The organism is Streptomyces sp. NPDC051907 (assembly GCF_040681075.1).
GTDB lineage: Bacteria > Actinomycetota > Actinomycetes > Streptomycetales > Streptomycetaceae > Streptomyces.
Genome location: NZ_JBFAYB010000035.1, coordinates 24602 through 45945 on the forward strand (window position 1 = coordinate 24602; position 21344 = coordinate 45945).

Consider the following 21344-nt stretch of genomic DNA (forward strand, 5'->3'; position numbering starts at 1 on the left):
GATGGCGGACGCCGTAGAGGAGCTCACACCGTGGCAGCGGCCGCTGCGCGCCCAGTTCCCGATCATCGTCGGCCATCCCGAGCTGGCCTATCTGGACAGCGCGGCCACCTCCCAGAAGCCGCAGGCCGTGCTGGACGCCGTCCAGCGCTATCTGACGACCTCCAACGCCAACGCGGGCCGGGGCTCCTACCCGTGGGCCAACACCACCACGACGCTGGTAGAGAGCGCCCGCGACCGGATCAAGGAGTTCCTGGGCGACCCGGAGCCGGACCGGTCCACCGTGCACTTCACCAGCGGGGCCTCGGAAGGGCTGCGCTCGGTGGCCCGGGACTGGCTGCCCGCCCTCCTCGCGGACGGGGACGAGATCGTCGTACCGTTCGCCGACCATCAGGCGAACCTGGCGCCGTGGCTGGAGACCCGGGAGCTGCTGGCCCGCCAAGGCGTCCGCATCCGGGTCCGGGAGCTGCCGTACCAGGAGAGCTCCGGCGACTACGATCCGGCGGCGCTGGCCGAGGTCGTCGGGCCGCGCACCCGCTTCGTGGCGGCCACCCATGTGCACCACGTCCACGGCGTCGACCTGAACGTGCACCGGATCCGGGAGGCAGTCGGCCCGCGGACGCCCATCTGTCTGGACGCCGCGCAGAGCGTGGGGCACATGCCGGTCTCCGTGGCCGATCTCGACGTGGACTTCGTCGTCTTCTCGGGCCACAAGGCCCTGGCGCTGCCGGGCTCCGGCGCGGTGTGGGCGCGCGGGCGGCGCGGACCGGCGTTCCGGCCCGGCGGGTGGCGGGGCACGCCCAACACGGTGGGCATCGCCAGCCTGGCCGCGGCGCTCGACTGGCTGGGGGCCGCCGGCCCCGACAGGATCGAGCGCTGGACCGTGGCGTTGACGTCCCGGCTCACCGAGGGGCTCAGCCGGATGGACGCCTACGAGGTCCTCGGCTGCCAGTCCAGCCTGTCGGCCGCGTCGCAGGTGCAGCGGCGCCGGAGCATCGTGGCCTTCCGGCACCGTGAGATCGCCTCGCACGATCTCGGGTTCATCCTTTTCAGTCACGGTTTCATGGTGCGCTCGGACAGCCACTGCCAGGCCGGCGGCGAGGAGAAAGAAGGCTCCGTACGCGTCAGCCTGCACGTGCACAACACGCCTGAGGAGATCGCGGAGTTGATCGCCGCACTCGCCAGTCTGCAATGATTTCCATGAGCAGATCTGGGTCACGACGGCAGAGGCGGCACGAGCAGGCATGTCCATCAGCACCCTGACGGCCGCACGCTGGGTCGAGCGCTGGGAGTGCCAGCAGCAGCGGTACGCGGTCGACCGCGAGGAGAGATTCACGGTCATCGCCGACGTGGTCGAGCATGTGACGCTCGGCCGGCCCGCTCCGCTGGTCCTGGACCTGGGCAGCGGCCCCGGCGCGCTGGCGGCGCGCCTGGCCCGGCGCATGCCCGCGGCCGACGTGCTGGCCGTCGACGCCGACCCGCTGCTGCTGGAGCTGGGCAGCAGCCACTACGGTCCGGCGCTGCGCTACGTCGAGGCGGAGATCGGCGCGCCGGGGTGGCTCGACGGCCTCGCACTCGGCCGCCCGGTGGACGCGGCCGTGTCGACGACGGCGCTGCACTACCTCGGCGAGGCGGCGCTGGGGCGGGTCTACGGCGACCTCGCCCGTCAGATGCGCCCCGGCGGCGTGCTCGTCAACGGCGACCACATCGCGCTGGACGCGGCGCGGGTGTCCGCGCTCTCCGTGGAGATCGGGCGACGTCACGCGGAGCGGGAGCTGGCGTTCACACACGAGGACTGGGAGTCGTGGTGGTCGGGGGCCGCCGCCGATCCGGAGCTGGCGCCGCTCCTCGCGCGGCGCGGCAGCCATCGGCATCCCCCGTGCGAGGGAAACGCCCCGACGCTCTCCGGCCATGTCGCCCTGTTGCGCGAGGCGGGGTTCGCGCAGGTCGGGACGGTCTGGCAGTACGGCAACAGCCATGTGCTGGCGGCTCTGCGCTGAGCGGCCCGCCGCGCCGCCCCGAGGCCGCGGGCGGGCCGAGGCTGTGCACCAAGCCCCGGCCCGCCCGACGCACGGTCGTGTACGGGCGCCGCGTACGGGTGCCGTGGCGCCTATCGCTGGAGGGTGATCGAGTTGATCGGCGTCAGGTTCTTGTCGATGTACATGAACGCCGGCAGCTTGCCCTCGCAGCCCGCGCCGTTGTAGCCCGTGCAGGTGCTCATCGTCGCGCCGTCGGTCTGGTTGTTGAAGATGCGGTGCGTCCCGAACTGGTTGTTGAGGTTGTGCGCACCGTAGCTGTAGTAGAAGTGCGAGGGCTTGTCGTTGTTCCACCCCGCGTCCTGCGGGTAGATGCACACGGCCCCAGAGGGACATCCGTGGACGGCGGCCGCCGCCTGGGAATTGGTCGCGGCGGAGGCCGCGATCGGCGAGCCGGCGAGCAGGGCGGTGGCCGCGAAAAGCGTCGCAGCCCGCGTGTAGCTCTTCCTCAGCATGCGTGAACTCCTTGGAGATAGAAGAGGGGACCGCCGCTGCAAGGGGCGGCAGCCCGCAGCGTAGGCGGAATAGAGAGCGATACGACCCTGACACTTGTCAGGGTCGCCGATTCGGCCGCGTGCTCTTTTCGACTGCCCATGCGAGGGGGCTATATGACGGTGCTTCACTTTGCTGCCCTGGGGCCGAGTTCGGAGCCGGTCCGCCCAAGAGGCGAATAGCCCGATCGGGGGATGGGGCGCGGGCCGGCGGCAGCCTACGGGGCGCCTTCGGCGGCCGAAGTGCTGGAAGAGTTCCCCGCGCGCGTCGCTCGGGCGGGTCGCCGTCGCCCGCCGGCCGGTTCTGGAGCGGGGGGTCCGCACCGGGACGTCGGAGGGAGCGCGGGACGCGAGCGCGTTTCGCCGGGTGCGCGGCCGCCTCAGCGGCCCGAGCGACCCGGGCAGCTCGAGCGGCCCGAGCGGCCCGAGCGGCCCGAGCGATCCGGGCGGCCCGAGCTGACGGCGGTCGCGCACGGCCCCGGTCTGGCGGAGGGAAGGGCGGCGCGGCTTGCTCGCGTGCGCTTCAGCGGGAGCCGTGCGCCGCGCCTGCGGACAGGCCGGAGCCCCGGTCGCATGGCGCGCCGGGGCTCACAGCAGTGGAGAGGGTGCGGTCTAGTACGGACCGTTCACGTTGTCGATCGAGCCGTACCGGTCGGCCGCGTAGTTGCAGGCGGCGGTGATGTTGGCGACCGGGTCGAAGCTGTCCATCGACGTGCCGGGCACGTGGTACGCGGTGAACGTGGGGTCGATGACCTGCAGGAGTCCCTTGGACGGGGTTCCGGCGACGGCGTTGGAGTCCCAGTTGTTGATGGCCAGCGGGTTGCCGGAGGACTCGCGCATGATGTTGCGGTGGATGCCCTCGTAGGAGCCGGGGATGCCGTGCTCGGCCATGACGTCGAGCGACTCCTTGATCCAGCCGTCGAGGTCGTTGGTGTAGGACTTCTTCGCCGGGGCTGCGACGGGCTCGGCGGCCAGCTGGGTCGTGGGCTCGGAGCGGTCGGCGCGCTCGGCGGACGCCCTGGAGGGGGCCGGCTTCTGAGCGGGCTCGTACGCGGCCTTCTGGCCGAGGGTGAGCTTGAGACCGGGGTGGATCAGCCGCGGGTTGTCGCCGACGGCGCTGCGGTTGTCCTTGTACAGCTTCTTCCAGCCGCCGCTCAGGGAGTGCTCTCGGGCGATCTTGGCGAGGGAGTCGCCGGCGACGACGCGGTAGGTCTTCGGGGCCGCCTGCGGGGCGGCGGCGGGCTGGGCGGCCGTGGCGGCCTGCGCCACGGCGGCGGACGGCGTCGCGGCCGGGGCCGCGCCGGCGGCGGTCGCGCCGAGCACCGGGAGAACGAGCGCGGCTCCGCCCGTGCCCGCGGCGGCGATGCCCCGGGTGAGCGAGCTGGACTTGGGGCGGCGGTGCTTTCCCTTTGCAGGCATGACGAATTCCTCTCCGTCGCCTACGAGGTGAGCTGTCGGGTTCGGACGGGAGATGTCCGGTCGCACTGTGAATACGACTTCACCCCGAGCCGTTCCGGAATCCGGATCGGCGGCTTACCTGGGTCCCCCGCTCCTGCCGTGCGTAAGTGAGTGGGTGGGAGGGATTCCGGACAGCGGCAGGATTCGGCGTTCCATCCGGATTGACGGTGACGTTAGGCGAGAAAGCCGGGAAGGAACAAGCCCCGAATTCGAATAGGGAATGCGAGAGGCCTGTTCCGTAGCGATCAGAACCGCCGGCCCCCTTTGATCGAATAACCCAACTTTCTTTGCGCAGAACGGAAGTGCCCTCAGCGGCCCCCCGGGACCCGCAGCCGCCGGCGTGACCCATTTCACTGAAGGGGATACGGGTCGGAATGCGGCACGACGGCGTACCAGAGCACGATATTTCGCATGAGCAGCCCGCAATCCAGACAGCACTTTCTAAACACGCTTCAATAATGCGAATACGGAGCTTTTCGGACACTGTGGGCGCTGGGCGAATGCTGCTTTCCATATCAAAACGGGCATACTGCCACCCGGTCGATTCGGCCGCCCCGACCCCTCCCCCGCATCGCCGCTCCCGCGCCATCCGAGATGGTCCAGACCTATTGACGTAATGGTCTAGTCCTTTTAATCTCTGCGTCACCTCACGGATCCCGCCCTGGGCGTGCGCACGCCCAGGACCCAACCCGTCCCATCCCCATGCCAGTTGTGCGACGCCGCCGCCCTGCACCCCCTGGCGGGTGCAGAAGACCCCCCTCAGGAGGATCCACCGTGCCGTCCCCCACCCGTACGAGAGCATCGCTGCTCGCCGTCGGCGCAGCCGCCGCCGCGCTGCTGGCCGGCTCGCTCTCGGCAGGCGTCTCACAGGCCGCCGGCCAGGAGTCCTGTCGTCCCGACGGGCTCTACACGACGCCAGGCGTCGACGTTCCGTACTGCTCCGTCTACGACGCCGAGGGCCGGGAGAAGATGGGCGCGGACCACCAGCGCCGCGTCATCGGCTACTTCACCGGCTGGCGCACCGGCAGGGACGGCACACCCGCCTACCTGGCCTCCGACATTCCCTGGGACAAGGTCACCCACGTCAATTACGCCTTCGGGCACATCGACTCCGCAGGCAGGCTGTCGGTCGGGAAAGACGGAGCGGCCAACGCCGCCACCGGGATGACCTGGCCAGGCGTGGCCGGGGCGGAGATGGACCCCGCGCTGCCGTACAAGGGCCACTTCAATCTCCTGACGAAGTTCAAGAAGCAGCATCCCCACGTGAAATCGCTGATCTCCGTCGGCGGCTGGGCCGAGACCGGCGGCTACTTCGGCGACGACGGCGCCCGGGTGAACTCCGGCGGCTTCTACTCGATGGCCACCAACGCCGACGGCTCGGTGAACCAGAGGGGCATCGACGCCGTCGCCGATTCGGCCGTCGACTTCGTCGAGAAGTACGGCTTCAACGGCGTCGACATCGACTACGAATACCCGACGTCGATGAAGGACGCGGGCAATCCGCTCGACTACCAGATCTCCAACGCCCGCCGGGCGGGGCTCGTCAAGGGCTACGCGGCGCTGATGAAGACCCTGCGCGAGAAGCTCGACCGGGCCGGCGCGGCGGACGGCAGGCACTATCTGCTGACCGTGGCGGCGCCCTCGTCCGGCTATCTGCTGCGCGGGATGGAGACCTTCCAGGTCCAGAAATATCTGGACTACGTCAACATCATGTCGTATGACCTGCATGGCGCGTGGAACGAGTACGTCGGCCCCAACGCCTCGCTCTTCGACGACGGCAAGGACGCCGAGCTGGCCGCGGCGGGCGTCTACTCCACGTCCCAGTACGGCGGCATCGGATACCTCAACACCGACTGGGCGTACCACTACTTCCGCGGATCGATGCCGGCCGGCCGCATCAACATCGGCCTCCCCTACTACACGCGCGGCTTCAAGAACGTGCAGGGCGGCACAGACGGTCTGTGGGGCAGGGCCCCCTCGACCACCTGCCCGGCCGGGGCCGGACTGACCAAGTGCGGCGACGGGGCCGTCGGCATCGACAACCTGTGGCACGACAAGGACACCGCCGGCAAGGAGTCCCCGGCCGGGTCCAACCCCATGTGGCATGCCAAGAACCTCGAGAAGGGCATCGTCGGGGACTATGTCTCCCAGTACGGCTTCCCCTCGAACACCACGCTGACCGGCACATATGCCCGTAAGTACGACTCCACGCTCGTCGCCCCCTGGCTCTGGAACGCGCAGAAGAAGGTCTTCCTCTCCACCGAGGACGAGCAGTCCGTCGCCGCCAAGGCGGACTATGTGGTGGACCGGGGCATCGGCGGCACGATGGTCTGGGAGCTCGCGGGCGACTACGACTGGAACGCCGCCAAGGGCCAGTACGAGATCGGCGACACGCTGACGACGGCGATGTACGAGAAGTTCAAGTCCGCCGCTCCCTACGGCGCGACGCGCGCCGGCGCCGCCCTGCCGAGCGAGGCGGTCAAGGTGGACGTGGACTTCGGCCAGTTCCCCCTCGGCGACTCCAACTACCCGATCAGCCCCAAGCTGAAGATCACCAACAACACGCAGACGGCCCTGCCCGGCGGCACGGAGTTCCAGTTCGACTATGCGACGTCCGCTCCCGCCAACGCCAAGGACCAGTCCGGCTTCGGGACCACGATCGTGCGCAGCGATCACAGCGGCGACAACGTGGGCGGGCTGAAGGGCGACTTCCACCGGGTGTCCCTCAAGCTCCCGGCCTGGCAGACGCTGGCGCCCGGAGCCTCCGTCGAGCTGGACTTCGTGTACTACCTGCCGACCTCGACGCCGTCGAACTGGACGGTGTCCTTCGGCGGCAGGACGTACGCGATCGCGGGCGATCTGGCGCGCGGCACGCGGGTGGTCGAGCCGGGCACGGGGACGAGCCCGAGCCCCTCTCCCGACCCGACGGATCCGGGGACCCCCGGCGCGTGCACCGCGCCGGCGTGGAGCGCGACGGCCGAGTACGCCGCTCCCACGACCGTGTCCCACCAGTCGCACACCTGGAAGTCCAAGTGGTGGACGAAGGGCGAGGAGCCCGGCGCGGCCGGCGAGTGGGGCGTCTGGCAGGACATGGGCGCCTGCTGACCTCCGCTCCGAGACGAGAGGACACGACACGGCAGCGTGATCATGAGCGCAGGCCCGGCCGGGAGACCGGCCGGGCCTGCGCGCTTCCACGGCGGTCGGTCGGGCGTCGTCGCCGAGGCGGCTGTCAGTGCCGCCCTCTAGTCTCGTCCCCATGGGGATCACCAGTGCGTGGGCGATCAGCGCCCACGAGGACGACGTCATCGCGGAGTTGGCGCCGCGCTTCCTCCCCGTCATCGAGGCGGAGCGCAACGATCCGGCCGCACGGCGACGCTGGGACGCCTGGCGAAGGGCGCCGCTGCCCGACTACCGCACGTGGTACGCGGGCGACGACGGCGCGGCCGCTTCGGCGGTCGAGTCGTTCCGGGAGCTGACCTGCGCCGGCGAGCGCGTGATCGACGCGTGCTACGGCGGCGGGGAGGACGATTTCTACGTCGTCGACGACGTGTGGGGACGGCAGGCGGATCCAGCCGGCATGTTCCTCGCCGTCCACTCCAAGGAGTACGCGGTCGCCTCGCTCTTCCACGCCATAGGACCGCGGCGCGCGGCAGAACTGCCCGGCTGGTGCGGCGACTTCCTGCTCGACTCCCACGAGGTGAGGCGGTCGCTGCCCCGCGTGGAAGCCGCGCTGACGTTCGACCTCCGGCAGCGCGTCGCCGTCGACGACCAGGACTGGCTGGACTACCTCCCCGGAGAGGAGAACGTCGTCGACGGCCCTGTGCGCGTCTGGCGCCACGCGGCCGCCGAGGGCCTCGGCCTGTGCGGCTTGTCGCTGCACCTCTACTGACGGGCGGCCGCCCGCGGGGAGCGCGGTCGACGACCGACCTGTTCACGGGGCCCACTGTGTTCCATCTGGAGCACAGTTGCGATCATTGAACGTATGAACATTGTTTTGCGTCGTGTCTTCGCTACGACCGTGCTCCTCGGCGGCATCGCCCTCGCTCTGTGGTGCGTCTTCGGCGCTCCGCACGACTGGACGGGCGGCCAGCGGCTGCTCCGCCTCGCCCTCGGGGTGACGGCGATGGGTCTGATCACCGCCAGCACCTGGCTGATGTTCCCCGGCACGCGCGGCAAGGACGAGGAGCACCCGGCCGCCGGACACGACATCCCTCCGGCGCCCGGGCCCCTGGACGTCTAGGCGTCCGGGTCCTCGACCGTGCGGCGGAGCACCAGGCAGACGAAGCCCCAGGACTGCCGGTAGACGTTGAGCCACTCGGTGCGATGGGCGTCGGCTGCCTCCAGCGCCTGGGCGCTGTCCGGATGCGCGGGATGGTCCAGAGCCCATGCGGCCAGCGACCCCGTCCAGGCCCATTCATAGGCGTCCAGCTCCGAGCGCGAGCTGGCATGCCCGTGGACCGGCGTCCAGCCCGCGGCTCTCACCAGGTCCATGACGGCGGGCAGGTCGCCGAAGTCCCCGAGCATCTCGACGGCCTCGGGCGAGGGCTTGTGCTCCCAGTACCCGTCGCCCACCAGGATGTGCCCGCCGGGCGCCACATGCCGGCCCGCAGCGGCGAGGGTGGGGATCAGACCGCCGTAGACGTGTGCGGCCCCCACGCTGAGCACCAAGTCGAAGGGGTGCGGCGAGGTGAAGGCCGTGGCGTCCTGGTGGTGCAGCTCGATGCGCTCTTGGACGCCGAGCCGGGCGGCGGCCTCCTTCGCGTGCGCGAGCGCGGTCTCGGAGACGTCGACGCCCTCGGCCCGCACGCCGGGGTGGGCCGCCAGGGCGCGCAGGAGCCACTCACCGCCGCCGCAGCCGAGGTCGAGTATGCGTTCGTCGCCGCGTGGGACGGCGCGTTCGAGTAGTCGGCGTACTGACTCGTCGTCGAGCGGGGCGGCGATCGGGTGGTCGGCATGGGCGAGCATGGACATCTGTTCACGTTTCACGGGCGCAGCCTGCCAGCCGCCAGCCCAGAGCGCCTCTGGTTTTCCCCCGTCAGACGAGGTGCTACTTGTACGAGTCGAGGTGGGCGAAGACCACCAGGTTCTCCGTGTAGTCCTTGGCCTCCCGGTCGTAGTCGCCTCCGCAGGTGATCACGCGCAGCTGTGCGTCGGGGGTGTCGGCGTAGACGCGGTCGTTGGGGAAGTCCGCCTTGCTGAAGCTCTCCACGGCGTCGACGACGAAGGTGGCGGTCGTCCCGTCCTGGCGGCTGATGTCGACCTTGTTTCCCGGCTGGACGCTGCTGAGCAGTGCGAAGACTGCGGGGCCGGTCTTCGTGTCGACATGGCCGGCGATCACCGCCGTGCCGAGCTCGCCGGGCGTGGGACCGCCCGCGAACCAGCCGACCAGGTTGACGTCGTGGGCGGGCGGCGCGTCGAGGGCCCCGGACTTGCCGATGGCCAGGGGGACGAAGGGCGCGTCGACGGCGATCGCGGGAATGGACACGCGGTTGGGCGCGGAACGCGGCATCTCCAGGCGTTCGGCGTCGGGAGACGCGGGACTCGGCACGCGCGCGGGCGCCGAGACCGAGGGGCCTGCCAGCGGCTTGCCCTGCGCCGACGGCTCGAAGGAGTTGTAGATGAGCATGAAGCCCAGCAGGACGGCGACGACGGGCCACAGCAGAGTGCGCCCGAGCCCGCGCGACGTACGAGCCGGGTGCGACGGGCCCGAGCCGGGGGGCGGCTGATCAAACATCCGAGAGTGCCTTTCGTACGGCGCCGGCCCGGTCCGCGGCGGAGGGCGGAGGCAGGGCGGCGCGGTCGAGCTTCGGGATTCGGGAGAGGCCAAGGCCGTGGCCGCCGTCTCGGGAACGGCGGCCACGGCTGTCTGTCGACCCGCGAACGGGTCACATCCCTCAGGCCGCGGCGGACCCGGTCAGGTTGCGACGGCGCAGCATGTACGCCCCCGCGCCGAGACCGCCGAGCAGGAGCGCGCTGCCGGCGGCCGCGCTGCCGGTCACGGCCGAGCCGCCGCCGCCGGTGTGGACGCCGCCGTGGGGCTTGTCGTGCTTCCACGACGACTCGCCGCCCTTGTCCCAGCCGCCGCTGCCGCTGTCGGACCCGCCCCAGCTGGAGGAGGAGTCCTTCTGCCATTCGTCGTTCATGACCCCGGCGAGAGCGCCGCCGCCGGTGTGAACGCCGCCCTTCGGCTTCTCCTTGGTCTTCTCGTATTCCTTCTTCTCTTCGTCCTTCTTCTCTTCGTCCTTCTTCTCGTGGTCCTTGTACGACTCGTCCTTCTTCTCTTCGTCCTTCTTCTCGTGGTCGTTGTACGACTCGTCCTTGTACGACTCGTCCTTCGTCGTGGAGTCGGTCGAGTCGCTGGTGGTGTCGGTCGAGTCGTTGGCGGTGTCGCTGCTGGAGGTGTTGTTCTCCTTGTCCCACTCCTCGGCAGTGGTCAGGGAATAGGCAGCCGGAGCTGAGATCGCGAGGGCCGCTGTGACGACGGCCGAGGCGAGCAGGGTGCGGGCAGAGCGCATGGTGCACTTTTCCTTTCGCCGCGACTGCGAGAGCTGACACACCGTCGGCTCAATGGGTCCGCAGCAGCGACGTGATTAACCGTCAGACGGAATGGCGGTCGGCACCACTCGGGAGCTCCGCATCCGAGCGAGTCCCTAGCCTTTTGGGGTGGCGTGCCGATGACATTCACTCGTTGGGCCGCACGCCACGCCGACGGCAAGTTTGAACACGGGGCCAGTCGGAAGTAGAGGGAACGCGGACGGCCTGCGGGCCGGCGAGCCCACAGGCAGCCCCTCACACCCCCACGCCGTCGCTCACGCGTTCGATGCATGAGGCACTCAGTCCTCGTCGTCTGCCTCCGCCGTCGCGTCGATCGTGTCTTCGGGACGTCGAAGTTCGAGAACTCGCGGACGATGCGGATCAGGGCGATGTTCTCCGGACCGATCGCCTCGACCTCGGCCGTGAGGTCGAGCGCCGTCCGCCGGTGCAGCTTCTTGGCCTCGTAGGCGTCGATCTCGTCCTTGAGCTTGGCGTTCGCCACGTCGATCTTGAGCTTGTCGCCCTCCCTGTCGGCGTCGCGCAGGCCCGGTCCCGCCCTCAGCAAGGTGGGCGCGCAGCCGCTCGAACGCGGCGGAGGCCGACAGGCGCACCGCCGGGGCGGGCGGGGCGCCGGCCCGTGACGGCTGTGCCTCGGGCAGCCGGACCGCGCGGCCCTGGGCGACGTCGTCGTGGAGGGGGCGCAGCAGGTCGAGGACGGCGTGGTCGGGCAGCCCGCCGTCGCGGGCGTCCACGTGCCAGGCCGCGGCCAGGTGGTAGTTGACCTCGCCGTGCAGGAGGACCGGGACGAACGGGCGGTCGTGCACCTGGCCCTCGAGGGTCATGCGAGTGACGTCGTCGGAGTCCTGGGACTGGGGTTCGCGCAATCCGCCGTTCAGCCGGGTCCAAACGTGCCCTCACGCACCCGTCCGGCGCGGCCGCCGCAGCCGGTCGCGGAGCACGATCTCCACCAGCCGGGAGACCCCGGTGTCGTAGCGCGGGCTGTCGGGCTCGCTCAGGTCCAGCGGCGCGCGGATGGCGGCGAGCTGCGGAAGCTCGGCGTCCGTGATCTTGGCGGGCACGAACCGGAACGCGCCTGCGTGCGTCCGCTGGAGGACCGCGGCGTACTCGTCTCTGATCCTCAGATCGGCCATGGTGGCGTCGCTGAACAGCAGCACCCCGAAGGCGGCGTCCGTCAGCGCCCCCTCGGTCTCCAGGCAGGTGACCAGCCCGGGCTCGACCCACCGCAGCAGGAACACCGCGATGCCCGCGTCCTGAAGGCGCGTCGCCAGCCGCTCGGCCGCGCCGGCGTCGGCCGGGGCGTAGGACACGAACACCTCGTACCCGCCCTCGCCGTCCGGCGCCGGCAGCGGCTCGGGCTCGGGACTGGGGTGAGAGGCGGAGATCGGGCGGGGGTCGGGGGCGGGTTCGGCGGGGCGCCGTCTGCGGATCTGGCCGCGCACCGCGACATACCCGAAGTACGCGGAGACCACCGCGACGCCCAAACCGGCGAGCCCGACCAGTTCCGCCCCGTCCATGGCACTCAGGCTAGGGCAATCGCCGCTAGGGGTAAGGAGATTGACGAAGTCGGCGCATCACGTGCGCATCGGGCGGCTAGGCCGCGGCGGGCGTCGACCAGGACCAGGTCAGTGCCTCGCCCTCCGGGACGGCCGCCCAGCGGGCGGCGACCGCGTCGAGCGCGGCGCCGGTGCGGGCGAGCTCGGAGTCGTCGAGCGGGCTGCGGCCCACCCCGCGGCCTTCGGTGGGCAGGCCGCTCCAGACCCGGTACGCCCAGTTGACGGCCATCTCGGCGGCCATCACCGCATCGCCCTTGCGGCGCAGCACCTTCAGCCCCGAGCGGCGGTGCCGGCCGGGAGCGACCAGTTCGAACCCCTGGAAGGTCGCGCCTTGTGCCACCGCGCCCCAGAAGCCGTCGGCGAGAGCGAGCTCCCCCTCGACGGCGGCATGGACCAGGTCGTGCGGCATGGTCGGGCCGGTCGGCTGAGCCGGCAGCCGGACGTCGGGGCCGCGTCGGTCGCGGACCAGGATCTCGTGCTGGTTGTCCGGCAGCTTCCGGAAGTCAATCTCCATCGCGTCGACGGTAGGACGCGAGCCCTTGGCCGCCAACTGGATTTCCGGGGCGCGGGCCCGCGGCGCCGAGGCGGTACGACCTGACCGGACCCTCGCGGACCCGACCCGCGCTGTCCTGACCGGACCTGACCTGACCGGGCCTGAGACCCAGCCCGGCCCGGCCCGGCGCGACCCGTTGCGGTGCGACCCGTGTCAGCCGTGCGCCGCCCGGCCGGTCGCGTGCTGCGCGATCGGCAGTCGCGCGCAGCGGCGGCAGGCGCGGGCCGAGGCCGCCACCACCCCGTGCGACGCGGCCGCCAGCGCGCCCGCGAGCGCGATCAGCGTCCAGTTCGCCGCCAGAATCGACGCGACGGCCAGCGCGAGAGCGGCCAGAGCCATGGCCGCGCTGGCGGCGGTGCCCGCCCAGGCGACCGCGAGTGGCAGCCGGTGCGGGGTGGGCAGCCACCGGGCGAGCGGACCCGTGGCGGCCAGCGTCGCCGCGGCGAGCAGGGCCGCCGTCGCCGCGACCGCGGCCAGCTGGACGACCAGCAGATGTGCGGTGTCCGGCAGTTGCCACACCTCACCGTGGCCGGCGCTCCAGATCAGATACCAGCATCCGATCAGGAAGGGGAGGGTGAGGGCGACGGCTCGGGCGGTGTGCCTGGCCTGGGCGATGGTGAGCTCCCGCTGGCAGCTCGGCACGAGCTCGTCGACGTCGCCGAACTCTCGTACCGCCTGGCGAGCCGCGTCCGGGTCGGGCGACTCCCCCTGGGTGTGCGCCGCGACCGTGTCCATGAGGCCGTCGCGGATCTCCTCGATCATCCGGGCCTTGGCGCGCGCCGGGCCGTGCAGGGCGGCCGACAGGGCCGCGACGTACTCCTCGACGGGTGCGGCCGGGCCGCCGACGGCGCTCATGTGGCGGGCCTGGGCTGCGGGGCGGGGTTGAGCACCGCGCCGATCGCCGCGGTGAACTCGCTCCAGGCCGTGCGCTCGGCGGCCAGAGTGCGCCGCCCGGCGTCGGTCAGCTCGTAGCAGCGGCGGCGGCGTTCGCCGACGGACTCCCAGCTGCTGGCCAGCAGCCCGATCCGCTCCAGCCGGTTCAGGGCCGGATAGATCGTGCCCGTCCGCAGCTCGAGCGCTCCCCCGCTGCGGTCCTGGACCGCGGCGATGATCGCGTACCCGTGCAGCGGGCCGTGTTCGAGCACGGCCAGCAGCAGGCCGTCCAGATGTCCTCGCACCGCGTCCGTCTTCATAGGTAGGCAGCCTACCCAAAGAACCGGTAGGCAGTGTATGTATTGGCAGCCAACATATTCGCGCTCGGCTCGGAGGCTGCGCAGTGACGAAATTGCTGCTGTCGATACACGTACTCGCCGCGATCCTGGCGGTGGGACCGATCACCGTGGCCGCCTCGATGTTCCCGCGCTATGCGCGGCAGGCCGCGACCCGCGACCAGGACGCGGGCGGGCAGGACACGGGCGGCGAGCAGGCGGGAGGCCAGCAGAGCGGCGGTCAGGAGACGGGCGGTCGCGCCGCCGGGATCGCCGCGATGCTGCACCGGATCTGCACGGCGTACGCCGTGGCCGGCGTCGTCGTGCCGGTCTTCGGGATCGCCACCGCCGTCCAGCTCGACGTCCTCGCCGACGCCTGGCTCATCGTGTCCCTCGTGCTGACCGCGGCCGCCGCGGGCGTCCTGGGGCTGGCCGTCCTGCCCAGCCAGCGGCGTCTGCTCGCGGCGGTTCAGGAGACGGACACGCACGACGCGTCCGCCGCGGGTGCGAGCGCCCACGATGCGCTGCGTCCCGCGGCGGCCCGGCTGGCGATGGTCACCGGGGTGTTCAACGTCCTCTGGGCGATCGTCGTGGTGCTGATGATCGTGCGCCCGGGCTCCACCACGGGGGCGTGACCCCGGGGCGGCTCACTTGCCGCTGTCCTCCGCGAGGGTGTGGGCGACGAGGGCGTTGGCGTGTCCGTGGCCGAGGCCGTGCTCGCTCTTGAGCCAGGCCACCAGTTCCATGTGCTTGGTCAGCGGCGAGGAGCGTATGAGGTCCTTCCACTCCGCGACGGGGCGACCGTACTTCTTCTCGATCGAGGGAAAATAGCTGGCCGGGCCTTTCACAGTGTCAGTCATGATCTTCACTCTTCCATCCGCGGGCTGCTCATATACGGCCTTTCGTCGATACGGCCTTTCGTCGACATCGCAGACGCCGGGGCGCCGGGGGCGGGGACCGTACGCCGCGTACGACGCCCCACCCGCCGACGCCCCGCCCGTCGCCGCATCAGCTGGGGTCGCCGGACGGCCCCTCGACGATCTCGCGGACCTCGCAGGTGACGGTCCAGTGCGCCGGGTGGATCTGCAGGAAGCGGTTGGCCCACTCCAGCGCCTCGGCCCTGTCCTTGGCCTGGATGATGGAGTAGCCGCCGACGACCTCCTTGGTCTCGGTGAACGGCCCGTCGGTGTAGTGCAGCTTGCCGTCGGCCCAGGTGACCCGGGCGGCCTGCGACGTCGGGGCGAGGCCGGCAGTGTCCAGCATGACCCCGGCCTTGGTGATCTCTTCGAGCAGCGCGCCCATGCGCTGCTCGAAGTCCGGGCCCGGGTCGTCGACCGGGAGGTTCTGCTCGTCGATGCGGACCATCGTCAGAAAGCGCGGCATGGTGACTCCTCGGTTCAGAAGGTAGGGGCCTGTCCCCTGCCTCTCACCTCTGCGTCGAACGGGAGACGCCTCGATCGACAGCCGCCGCGAGATTTCTTCCGAGAAATCTCCGGACCGGTCGCGCGGCCCCCGTCAGACCCTCTGCACAACCGCGCCAGGCTCTCTGCGTAACGACGTGATTACAGCAGGCGCCCGCACATATGACATGCCCGGAACAGGTATGGGGCGTATCCGGACTGTGATCCTCAAGTTCCGCTCAGATCTGATGACGCTGAGATGACCGGGTCCTTACTGTCCTCCCAACGCAGCTGGCGTGCGACGCGGGGGCGATGTCGTCGTCACGCACGGGTGGGGGCTTCGCGCGGTCCGTCATAGACGGGCCGTGTCCGCAGCCGACGGCGGGATCGTTGAAGAGGAATGTGTCGGACCAGATCTGCAACGGCTCCGCTGTGGCCGGGTCATGGGCGTCGCGTCCGGATCCGACCCCTCGACGTGCGACGTCCCGCAGCGACTGACGTGCCCCCGACGGGGACTCGTCCCCCCGACCGTCGAATTCGGCGAATCTGTTGATTTGAAGGATGTACCAGCATGAAGCCTCGTAGTTCCGCCGCAGTCGCCGTGCTCGCGCTCGCCCTCACCGCCACCGCGTGCAGCAGCGGATCCGACGAGGCGGCCGACAAGCCCGTCGGCGGAAAGTCTGGTGTGAACGAGCCGTCGCTGCCCACCTACAAGGTCGCGGAGGACGTCACGATCGACTCCCCGACTCTGAAGAGGGCCCAGGAGAAGGGCAAGCTCGTCATCGGCGCCAAGTCCGACCAGCCGGGCCTGGGCTTCGAGGACAAGGACGGCAAGCGGTCCGGCTTCGACATCGAGATCGCCAAGATGATCGCCGCGGACCTCGGGTTCTCGCCGGACCAGATCCAGTTCAAGACGGTGGACACCAGCGCCCGCGAGGCGGCCATCTCCTCGGGCCAGGTCGATCTGTTCGTGGGCACGTACACCATCAACGACGAGCGCAAGAAGCTCGTCGGCTTCGCCGGCCCGTACTACACGGCGGGCGCCGACCTCCTGGTCCGCAGGGACGACGGGACGATCGGCGGCCCCTTCTCGCTGCAGGGCAAGACCGTCTGCTCGGTCACGGGCTCGACCGCCATCCGCGAGATCAAGAAGCCCGACTACAACACCACGACCGTGGAGACCGCCAAGTACGGCGAGTGCGTCGAGAAGCTGCTCGCCAAGCAGGTCGACGCCGTCACCACGGACGACGCCATCCTCATGGGCTACGCCGCCCAGCGCCCCAAGGACCTGAAGGTCGTCGGCAGCCCGTTCACCGAGGAGCCGTACGGCATCGGCATGGCCAAGAACGACAAGGCGCTGCGCGAGGCGGTCTCGGACGCGATCGAGAAGCACGACGAGAACGGCGACCACAAGAAGGCGTACGACGCCACGCTGGGCCTGTCCGGGTCCAAGTACGGCGGCGCGTCGATGGTCGACCGCTACTGACCGGCGCTCACGCCACGGACGGGTCGATCGCACCCCGTTCGGGGAGCCGTGTACGGCCGAGCTGCACGGGAACCGGCCGATCGCACCCGTTCCGCCAGCCGTGTACGGCCGACCTGTACGCAGGCCACCCGATGTGCCCGTCGCGACCCGCGGCGGGCACATCGGCGTCCGGGGCCGTGTGGCGCACACCCTGGCGCCGTACCGGTCGTACATCTCGACCCACTGCCGTGTCCGGGATGCGTCCCGGCGCGCCTCCGCCCCTGTCTGCGTACGCTTCGAGGGCTGCACGCGATCACTTCGGAGGCTGAACGACCATGTCAGACCAGCGAGTTCTCATCGTCACCGGCGGCGGAACGGGCATCGGCGCGGCCACCGCCCGCACGCTCCGCGCGGCCGGGCACCAGGTCGTCGTCTCCGGGCGCAGGCCCGAGCCGCTCCAGCGGATCGCGGAGGAGACCGGGGCCCTGGCCCACCCCGCGGACACCGCCGACCCGGACGACGTCACCGGACTCGTCGACGCGACGGTGGCCGCCTACGGACGGATCGACGGACTGGTGCTCAACGCCGGCATCGCCCGCCCCGGCGCCGTGGGCGATGTGTCCGTCGAGGACTGGGAGGCCGTGATGCGCGTCAACGTCACCGGCCCCTTCCTCCTCCTGCGCGCCGCGCTCCCACACCTGCTGGAGGCGCGAGGATCCGTGGTCGCGGTCGCCTCGGTCTCCGCGCTGCGCAACGGCGTGGGCAGCGCCGTGTACGCCACCTCCAAGGCGGCCCTGCTGCAGCTGTGCCGCTCCGTGGCCGTGGACTACGGCCGGCAGGGGCTGCGCGCCAACACCGTGTGCCCCAGCTGGGTGCGCACCGAGATGGCCGACCGCCGTATGACGCGCTTCGCCCAGGAGTCCGGGCTGGCGGACGGCGACGCCGCGTACGAGGAGGCGACCCGGCTCATTCCCGCGGGCCGCCCCGGCGAGCCCGAGGAGGTCGCCGAGGCCATCGCGTGGCTGCTCTCGCCCGCCGCCTCCTTCGTCAACGGCGCGGCGCTCACCGTGGACGGCGGCGTGACGGCGGTGGACCCGGGGACGGTGGCGTTCAGCCACAGCGTCCAGCCGCGCGCGTCCGACGGCTGAGCGCCCAAGCGGCGCGCCTCGACGGTCAGTCGACGACCGTCGAGGCGTCCGCCGACGGCGACCGGCTGCGCCTGCCCGGCCAGGGCCGGAAGGGCCGGCCGCGGCCACGGCGGAGTGCTTCCCCTGGAGCATGCTCGCGCTCCTGGCGCCGGTGCTCACGGCCCGTGCGCGCGAGGGGCCGCATGGCGGCGGGCGTGCCCGGCCAGGTCGGCGCGCGGGGTGGAGCTGTCCACGTGCGTGCCGAGTGCTCTGGTCGGGTCTTCCGCAACGAGGGGGCCGACGCCCTGCGCTTCCCCGAGTTCACCGTCTGCGGGGCCTATGCCCTCGTCGTCCTAGACGCCGGCCTGACCAGGCGTCGGGAAGGCGAACCGCGCCTGGGCCCCGGACCACCACGCTCCGATCGCGAAGGCCGCCGTCGCCTCGAGGTAGGCCGCGCGGGCCAGTCCCCCGCAGGGCAGGGGCGTGCAGCCCATCGACGTGATCAGCGCGGCGACCTGCTCCCGAGCGCCAGCGTCGTCGGCGCAGTACGGCACGGCCAGCGCGGCGTCCTCGAACTCCGGCCGCGGCAGCGTCCAGATGCTCTCGTGGCACAGGTTGAACGCCTTGACCACGTGGGCGCCGGGTGCGGCGTCCGCCATCCGCCGGGCGACCGACGACATGCCGCCGGTCGTCAGCATCAGTCCCTCGTCGGTCGGCGCGACGGGGTTCGTACAGTCGATCACCGTCCGCCCCGCGAGCGTCTCGGCGAGGTGCTTCGTCAACTCCGGTGCCGCGTCCGCCGGGACGGCCGCGAGGACGACGTCGCCGTAGGCCGCCGCGTCCGCGAGGCCGCCGTGTCCGGCGGCGCCGACGACGCCCGCGGCGGCCGCGGCGGCGGCCCGGTCGCGTCCCCCGACGAGCACCTGGTGCCCCGCCCGCGCCCATGCGCCGCCCAGCGTCGCCGCCATCGAGCCTGTGCCGAGTATGCCGATGCGCATCGTGCTGCTCCTGTCTCGGGATCGGTGGATCCCGTGTTCTGCGATCCGATGTCGGACGCCGGCGACGCTAGGCGGGCCGATGCACACCGCACGGTGTCCATCGCCCGGGCAGGATGGGGGCATGGAGAAGCTCACCGGCCTGCCGGAGGTCGCGTACACGTCCGACTGCCAGGCGCGCATCGCGTTCGAGGTGATCGCGAACCGCTGGGACGGCGTCATCGTGTACACACTCGGCGAGAGCGGTCCGATGCGGCCACGGGCGCTGCTCTCCCGGATCGGCGGGATCAGCCCCAAGGTCCTCAACGAGGCGCTGCGGCGCCTGGAGTACAACGGCCTGGTCGAGCGCCGCGTCTACGCGGAGGCGCCGCCGCGCGTGGACTACTCGCTGACGGAGGCCGGCGGCGCGCTGCTCGAGCCGATGCGGGCGATGGGCGCGTGGGCGAAGCGGTACGCGGACACCGTGCTCGACGCTCAGGAACGGTTCGGCGAGCGGGGGCGCTCGCGCGCGCAGGCCGCGCCGCGGCCGTGAGGGCGAGGCGGCGGCGAGGCGGCGCCCATCCGATCCTCCCGCCGGACGAGCACGCCCAGCAGGTGCTGGCCTGGCTTCGGGACGACCCCGTGCCGGCGTCCCACGACCGTCCCTGACCGAGCAGGGCCGCCGCCCCACCCACTCGCCCCAACCGCCCCAACCGCCCCACGCGTCAGAGCCTCTTCTATGGTTGCTGCTTATGTGGCCAGGACAGCAGCCGCCCGGGGGCGAGCAGAACGCGCAGGACCAGCAAGCCAATCCGTACCGGAATCCGCAGTCGCAGCCGTACGGACAGCCCGCGCAGGCGGGCCCGTACGCACAGCAGCCGGGGCAGGCGGGCCCGTACGCCCAGCAGCCGGGGCAGGCGCCGTGGGCCATGCCGACCCAACCGTCCGGGACGCCGGCGGTCCCTGCGGCGCCAGGCGGCAAGAGCAGGAAGACCCTTGTCGCCGTCGCCGCGGCCGCCACGGTCGTCGTCGCCTGCGCCGTCGCCGGCTTCGTGGTCCTGAACGGCGAGGACGACAAGAAGGACTCCGCGACGGACTCCGAGTCCACGTCGGCGTCGTCGCCGGCGAACGGGCCGAGCAGCGCGGAGAATCCGCGCGCCGGGGGCAAGCCCGACCCGGTCGTCCCCGGCTGGAAGGTCGTCGTCAACCCCGAGCGGGGCATCGCCTTCGACGTGCCCCCGGAGTGGGGTCTCAAGGCGGCCTCCTGGGTCAGCTTCGTCGTCGACGAGAAGGACCCGGAGGAGAAGCCCCTGGTCGGTCTGAAGGCCCCGGCCATGCTCAAGGAGAAGTGGTGCCAGTCCGACGAGGACAGGAACGGCGCCGCCGAGGACACCGCACTCGCCACGGTCGGCTCACGCGGTGAGAAGGGCGCCAAGAACACCTCGGAAGCCGCGGTGAGCAACGCGAGCACATGGGTCTACGGCGCGTACGCCCAGCCGGACAAGAAGAAGGTGAAGGCCGGTCAGGCCACGGCGTACACCACCTCGTCCGGCATAGCCGGCAGCGTGGCGACGGCCGAGTCGGTCGGCGTCGTGAAGAAGGGCAAGTGCGACACCGACGGCAAGGCGACGGCGTTCGCCTTCAAGAACCCCAAGGGCGACTTCGTGTCCTGGACGTTCGTCGGCGCGAAGGGCGTCAAGGACGAGGTCCCGGACGCCACGATCCAGAAGATCCTCAGCACGGTCCGTCTCGTCGAGGCGGCGAAGACCTCCTGAGCCGAGGGCTCGCGGAACTGTCGAGCCGCAGGGGCTCCGCGGCGACACGCGGCGCTCGGGGGCGCGCTGGCGGCCGGGCGGTGTCGAGGAGGGCGCGGGGCGTCTCGCAGAGGGTCGCTAGGAGGTCGCCGTGGCCGTGCCGGCGCGGTTCGCTAGGAGGTCGCCGTGGCCGTGCCGGCGCCGAAGCCCGTCTGGTGGGCCCACAGATGGGTGCAGTTGGAGCACTGGAGGTGCAGCAGGCTGCCCACGTTGGAGAGCAGATAGCGCCAGTGGTCCCGGCAGTTGCGGCCGGCCTGGCAGACGGCGCAGTCCTCGTGGTCGTTGCACTGGGGGCAGGGCACCCACGCCCTGCGTCCGATGTCGGCGCTGGGGTCAAGCGGCAGCATGGCCACCGCCGATTCCGGGCGGGAGCACCCCGGCGCTCACGAGCTCGTCGTAGATCCGCCGCTGGTCCGCGTCGAGGCCCGAGTACAGCCGGCGCTCGGCCTCCTGCTCGCCCTCCAGGACGGCGATCGGGTCCCAGCCGTCGCCCATCGCCTCGACGACCGCGGCACGCCGCCGACCCTCTTCATGGGTCAGGGATATCTCGAAATCGATGTGTTCCGGGTTACTGGCGTGGCTCATGGTGCACTTCCTGGGCGAACGATTCCGACGTTTGTATCAAACGCGTTCGATTCGAGGAAGCGTCAGCTCAGCGAGCGACGTCACTGCGGGTCGCCGGGGTCGACCGGGTCGTGTCCACCGGCCCCTCA

24 protein-coding genes and 1 riboswitch are annotated in these 21344 nt (G+C 71.2%); of the genes, 10 read left to right on the forward strand and 14 right to left on the reverse strand.

Translation table 11 applies throughout. The annotated features are described in order from the left end of the window. The first annotated feature begins 1 nt into the window (after position 1). On the forward strand, positions 2–1192 hold the full coding sequence (locus AB0M39_RS19840) for an aminotransferase class V-fold PLP-dependent enzyme (protein ID WP_365366032.1): 1191 nt from the start codon (positions 2–4) through the stop codon (positions 1190–1192). A 49-nt stretch (positions 1193–1241) separates the two neighbouring features. After that, the gene (locus AB0M39_RS19845) at positions 1242–1997 is read left to right on the forward strand and encodes a class I SAM-dependent methyltransferase (protein ID WP_365366034.1); all 756 of its coding nucleotides are present in this window, start codon (positions 1242–1244) and stop codon (positions 1995–1997) included. Between the two features lie 110 nt (positions 1998–2107). On the opposite strand, the gene AB0M39_RS19850 is transcribed toward AB0M39_RS19845, so the two are convergent. Next, complete coding sequence (locus AB0M39_RS19850; protein ID WP_365366036.1) at positions 2108–2488, reverse strand: hypothetical protein; 381 nt, start codon at positions 2486–2488, stop codon at positions 2108–2110. A gap of 648 nt (positions 2489–3136) precedes the next feature. After that, positions 3137–3943 (reverse strand): LysM peptidoglycan-binding domain-containing protein, encoded by an 807-nt coding sequence (locus tag AB0M39_RS19855; protein ID WP_365366038.1) that lies wholly within the window; start codon positions 3941–3943, stop codon positions 3137–3139. A gap of 4 nt (positions 3944–3947) precedes the next feature. Next, positions 3948–4142: riboswitch (cyclic di-AMP (ydaO/yuaA leader) on the reverse strand. A gap of 614 nt (positions 4143–4756) precedes the next feature. Between AB0M39_RS19855 and AB0M39_RS19860 the strand changes: the two genes are divergently transcribed. The 3 genes from AB0M39_RS19860 (at position 4757) to AB0M39_RS19870 (ending at position 8222) form a co-directional block, all read left to right on the forward strand. After that, entirely contained in the window at positions 4757–7087 is a 2331-nt protein-coding gene (locus AB0M39_RS19860; RefSeq protein ID WP_365366040.1) for a chitinase C-terminal domain-containing protein, read from the forward strand. A 151-nt stretch (positions 7088–7238) separates the two neighbouring features. After that, positions 7239–7871: a hypothetical protein gene (locus AB0M39_RS19865; protein ID WP_365366042.1), complete on the forward strand. Its 633-nt coding sequence runs from the start codon at positions 7239–7241 to the stop codon at positions 7869–7871. A 93-nt stretch (positions 7872–7964) separates the two neighbouring features. Next, positions 7965–8222, forward strand: a complete 258-nt coding sequence (locus AB0M39_RS19870) for a hypothetical protein (RefSeq protein WP_365366044.1) — start codon at positions 7965–7967, stop codon at positions 8220–8222. Here the strand turns inward: AB0M39_RS19870 and AB0M39_RS19875 are convergent. The 7 genes from AB0M39_RS19875 to AB0M39_RS19905 all read right to left on the reverse strand — a co-directional run bounded on the left by AB0M39_RS19875 (position 8219) and on the right by AB0M39_RS19905 (position 13836). Next, positions 8219–8968 (reverse strand): methyltransferase domain-containing protein, encoded by a 750-nt coding sequence (locus AB0M39_RS19875; protein ID WP_365366046.1) that lies wholly within the window; start codon positions 8966–8968, stop codon positions 8219–8221. The two genes, AB0M39_RS19870 and AB0M39_RS19875, sit on opposite strands and share 4 nt — an antisense overlap. Positions 8969–9029: 61 nt before the next feature. Continuing rightward, positions 9030–9716 carry a class F sortase gene (locus tag AB0M39_RS19880; protein WP_365366048.1) on the reverse strand — a complete coding sequence of 229 codons (687 nt, stop codon included), beginning with the start codon at positions 9714–9716 and terminating at the stop codon, positions 9030–9032. 160 nt (positions 9717–9876) lie between these two features. Continuing rightward, positions 9877–10497, reverse strand: a complete 621-nt coding sequence (locus tag AB0M39_RS19885) for a hypothetical protein (RefSeq protein ID WP_365366050.1) — start codon at positions 10495–10497, stop codon at positions 9877–9879. A gap of 933 nt (positions 10498–11430) precedes the next feature. Continuing rightward, positions 11431–12051, reverse strand: a complete 621-nt coding sequence (locus tag AB0M39_RS19890; RefSeq protein ID WP_365366052.1) for a TIR domain-containing protein — start codon at positions 12049–12051, stop codon at positions 11431–11433. Between the two features lie 76 nt (positions 12052–12127). After that, positions 12128–12604, reverse strand: coding sequence for a hypothetical protein (locus tag AB0M39_RS19895; RefSeq protein ID WP_365366054.1), 477 nt, complete (start codon positions 12602–12604; stop codon positions 12128–12130). Between the two features lie 192 nt (positions 12605–12796). After that, positions 12797–13498 carry a permease prefix domain 1-containing protein gene (locus AB0M39_RS19900; RefSeq protein WP_365366056.1) on the reverse strand — a complete coding sequence of 234 codons (702 nt, stop codon included), beginning with the start codon at positions 13496–13498 and terminating at the stop codon, positions 12797–12799. Continuing rightward, complete coding sequence (locus AB0M39_RS19905; protein ID WP_365366058.1) at positions 13495–13836, reverse strand: helix-turn-helix transcriptional regulator; 342 nt, start codon at positions 13834–13836, stop codon at positions 13495–13497. Before AB0M39_RS19905 ends, AB0M39_RS19900 begins: the two co-directional genes overlap by 4 nt. Before the next feature lie 83 nt (positions 13837–13919). Between AB0M39_RS19905 and AB0M39_RS19910 the strand changes: the two genes are divergently transcribed. After that, positions 13920–14486 (forward strand): hypothetical protein, encoded by a 567-nt coding sequence (locus AB0M39_RS19910; protein WP_365366060.1) that lies wholly within the window; start codon positions 13920–13922, stop codon positions 14484–14486. Positions 14487–14498: 12 nt separating this feature from the next. Here AB0M39_RS19910 and AB0M39_RS19915 read toward each other — a convergent pair whose 3' ends face one another. Continuing rightward, positions 14499–14711, reverse strand: coding sequence for a DUF4287 domain-containing protein (locus AB0M39_RS19915; protein WP_365366062.1), 213 nt, complete (start codon positions 14709–14711; stop codon positions 14499–14501). 148 nt (positions 14712–14859) lie between these two features. Then, the gene (locus AB0M39_RS19920) at positions 14860–15234 is read right to left on the reverse strand and encodes a YciI family protein (RefSeq protein WP_365366064.1); all 375 of its coding nucleotides are present in this window, start codon (positions 15232–15234) and stop codon (positions 14860–14862) included. Positions 15235–15822: 588 nt separating this feature from the next. Here AB0M39_RS19920 and AB0M39_RS19925 point away from each other — a divergent pair. Both AB0M39_RS19925 and AB0M39_RS19930 read left to right on the forward strand, forming a co-directional pair. Further along, entirely contained in the window at positions 15823–16737 is a 915-nt protein-coding gene (locus AB0M39_RS19925; RefSeq protein WP_365366066.1) for a glutamate ABC transporter substrate-binding protein, read from the forward strand. Positions 16738–17051: 314 nt separating this feature from the next. Beyond that, the gene (locus tag AB0M39_RS19930) at positions 17052–17864 is read left to right on the forward strand and encodes an SDR family oxidoreductase (protein ID WP_365366068.1); all 813 of its coding nucleotides are present in this window, start codon (positions 17052–17054) and stop codon (positions 17862–17864) included. A 332-nt stretch (positions 17865–18196) separates the two neighbouring features. Here AB0M39_RS19930 and AB0M39_RS19935 read toward each other — a convergent pair whose 3' ends face one another. After that, positions 18197–19060, reverse strand: coding sequence for an NAD(P)-binding domain-containing protein (locus AB0M39_RS19935; RefSeq protein WP_365366070.1), 864 nt, complete (start codon positions 19058–19060; stop codon positions 18197–18199). On the opposite strand from AB0M39_RS19935, the gene AB0M39_RS19940 reads away from it, so the two are divergent. Both AB0M39_RS19940 and AB0M39_RS19945 read left to right on the forward strand, forming a co-directional pair. After that, complete coding sequence (locus tag AB0M39_RS19940; RefSeq protein ID WP_365366072.1) at positions 18963–19370, forward strand: helix-turn-helix domain-containing protein; 408 nt, start codon at positions 18963–18965, stop codon at positions 19368–19370. The two genes, AB0M39_RS19935 and AB0M39_RS19940, sit on opposite strands and share 98 nt — an antisense overlap. A gap of 199 nt (positions 19371–19569) precedes the next feature. Beyond that, positions 19570–20592 carry a hypothetical protein gene (locus tag AB0M39_RS19945; protein WP_365366074.1) on the forward strand — a complete coding sequence of 341 codons (1023 nt, stop codon included), beginning with the start codon at positions 19570–19572 and terminating at the stop codon, positions 20590–20592. A 152-nt stretch (positions 20593–20744) separates the two neighbouring features. On the opposite strand, the gene AB0M39_RS19950 is transcribed toward AB0M39_RS19945, so the two are convergent. Next, positions 20745–20978 carry a hypothetical protein gene (locus AB0M39_RS19950; protein WP_365366076.1) on the reverse strand — a complete coding sequence of 78 codons (234 nt, stop codon included), beginning with the start codon at positions 20976–20978 and terminating at the stop codon, positions 20745–20747. Further along, positions 20965–21216: a DUF6400 family protein gene (locus AB0M39_RS19955; RefSeq protein WP_365366078.1), complete on the reverse strand. Its 252-nt coding sequence runs from the start codon at positions 21214–21216 to the stop codon at positions 20965–20967. The genes AB0M39_RS19950 and AB0M39_RS19955 overlap by 14 nt, the downstream gene beginning before the upstream one ends. Between the last annotated feature and the right edge of the window lie 128 nt (positions 21217–21344).